This window comes from Pseudomonas agronomica (genome assembly GCF_025917275.1).
GTDB classification, from domain to species: domain Bacteria; phylum Pseudomonadota; class Gammaproteobacteria; order Pseudomonadales; family Pseudomonadaceae; genus Aquipseudomonas; species Aquipseudomonas agronomica.
Genome location: NZ_JAOSHO010000698.1, coordinates 1 through 2,079 on the forward strand (window position 1 = coordinate 1; position 2,079 = coordinate 2,079).

Genomic DNA, 2,079 nt, shown 5'->3' on the forward strand with positions numbered 1-2,079 from the left:
ATCGCGAGTAAGCTCGCTCCCACAGGGGTAAGTGTTTGTGCTCAGTCAAAAGGCAAAGCAGGAACAGCCAAACGCGCCCCAGAAACCCTGGAAGTCGCTGACCGGGACGTTCGACAAGCGCGCCCGTTCGTGGCTGTGGGAGTGCACCGTGCACGGACCGCTGCACTGGTGGACCTGGGCCTGCAGCGGTGAGGTCGGACGCCAGTGGCCCGGGACCTTGACCACCGGCGACCAGTCCGGCAGCACCGGGACGCTGGCCGGGCCGAGCTTTTCGAAGTCGCCGGCGGCGTAGACCACCTTGCCGTCGACCACGGTCAGTACCGACTCGATCCACTTGATGGCTTCTTCCTCGACGCTGAAGAAGTCCGCGCTCAGGGCCGCCAGGTCCGCCAGTTGGCCGACCTTGATCTGGCCTTTCTTGCCCTGCTCGGACGAGAACCAGGCGCTGCCATGGGTGAACAGTTCCAGGGCCGTCAGGCGCGGCAGGCCTTCTTCGTGCAACGACAGGCCGCCAACGGTACGACCGCTGACCATCCAGTACAGCGAGGTCCACGGGTTGTAGCTGGAAACGCGGGTGGCGTCGGTGCCGGCGCCCACCGGCACGCCTTCGGCGAGCATGCGCTTGATCGGCGGCGTGGCTTCGGCGGCCTTGGCGCCGTAGCGATCGACGAAATATTCGCCCTGGAAGGCCATGCGGTCCTGGATCGCGATACCGCCGCCCAGTGCTCGCACGCGTTCGATGTTCTTCGGCGTGATGGTCTCGGCGTGGTCGAAGAACCACGGCAGGCCGTTGAACGGAATGTCGCGGTTGACCTTCTCGAACACGTCGAGCATGCGGCTGATGGATTCGTCATAGGTCGCGTGCAGGCGGAATGGCCAGCGCTGTTCCACCAGATGACGAACCACCGGTTCCAGGTCCTGCTCCATGCCTGGCGGCAGATCCGGGCGCGGTTCGAGGAAGTCTTCGAAGTCCGCCGCCGAGAACACCAGCATCTCGCCGGCGCCGTTGTGCCGCAGGAAGTCATCACCCTGGTGCAGCTTGACGCTGCCGGTCCAGTTCTTGAAATCGGTGAGTTCTTCCTTAGGCTTCTGGGTGAACAGGTTGTAGGCGATGCGCACCGTCATCTGTTGCTCGCGGGCCAATTGCTCGATCACCGCGTAGTCGTCCGGATAGTTCTGGTAGCCGCCGCCGGCGTCGATGGCGCTGGTCAGGCCCAGGCGATTGAGCTCGCGCATGAACTGGCGGGTGGAGTTGACCTGGTATTCCAGCGGCAGCTTCGGTCCCTTCGCCAGGGTCGAGTAAAGGATCATCGCGTTGGGCCGCGCCACCAGCATGCCGGTCGGATTCCCGTTGGCATCGCGAACAATCTCGCCACCGGGCGGGTTCGGCGTGTCGCGGGTGTAGCCGGCGACACGCAACGCGGCGCGGTTGAGCAAGGCGCGGTCGTACAGGTGCAACACGAACACCGGGGTATCGGGCGCGGCCTGGTTGAGTTCTTCCAGGGTCGGCATGCGCTTTTCGGCGAACTGGAATTCGTTCCAGCCGCCCACGACGCGTACCCATTGTGGCGTCGGCGTGCGGTCGGCCTGGTCCTTGAGCATGCGCAAGGCATCGGCCAAGGACGGCACGCCTTCCCAGCGCAGTTCCAGGTTGTAGTTCAAGCCGCCACGGATCAGGTGCAGGTGCGAGTCGTTGAGCCCGGGAATGACGGTGCGGCCCTTGAGGTCGATGACCTGGGTGCCGCTGCCACGCAAGGCCATGGCCTCGGCGTCGGTGCCCACGGCGACGAAGCGCCCCTGGCTGATGGCAACCGCGCTGGCGCGAGGCTTCTCGCGGTCGACGGTGTGGAATTGGCCATTGAACAGAATCAGATCGGCGTTCATCGGGTTTCCTTGTGAATGGGAAGAAGCAAGGGACAGGCGCGGCCAGAAAGCCGCGGCGGCGCTGAGCAACGATCCGGCGGCGAGCAGTTGGCGGCGCAGTGGATCGGTTGGATCGTCGTTATTGGCCATGGCCGGGCTCCAGGTGTTCGTGGGCCTTGGACGCTTCCAACCATGGCGCGAACAGGCGGGTCGCCA

At 64.9% G+C, this 2,079-nt stretch carries 1 protein-coding gene; it reads right to left on the reverse strand.

Annotation, left to right across the window (positions count from 1 at the left end):
- Positions 1-45: 45 nt before the first annotated feature.
- Positions 46-1,884, reverse strand: coding sequence for an amidohydrolase (locus OC610_RS26280; protein ID WP_198796073.1), 1,839 nt, complete (start codon positions 1,882-1,884; stop codon positions 46-48).
- Between the last annotated feature and the right edge of the window lie 195 nt (positions 1,885-2,079).

Bases quoted from the DNA above. Each gene is read 5' to 3' on its own strand.
- OC610_RS26280 (WP_198796073.1), bottom strand. From the start codon at position 1,884: ATGAACGCCGATCTGATTCTGTTCAATGGCCAATTCCACACCGTCGAC.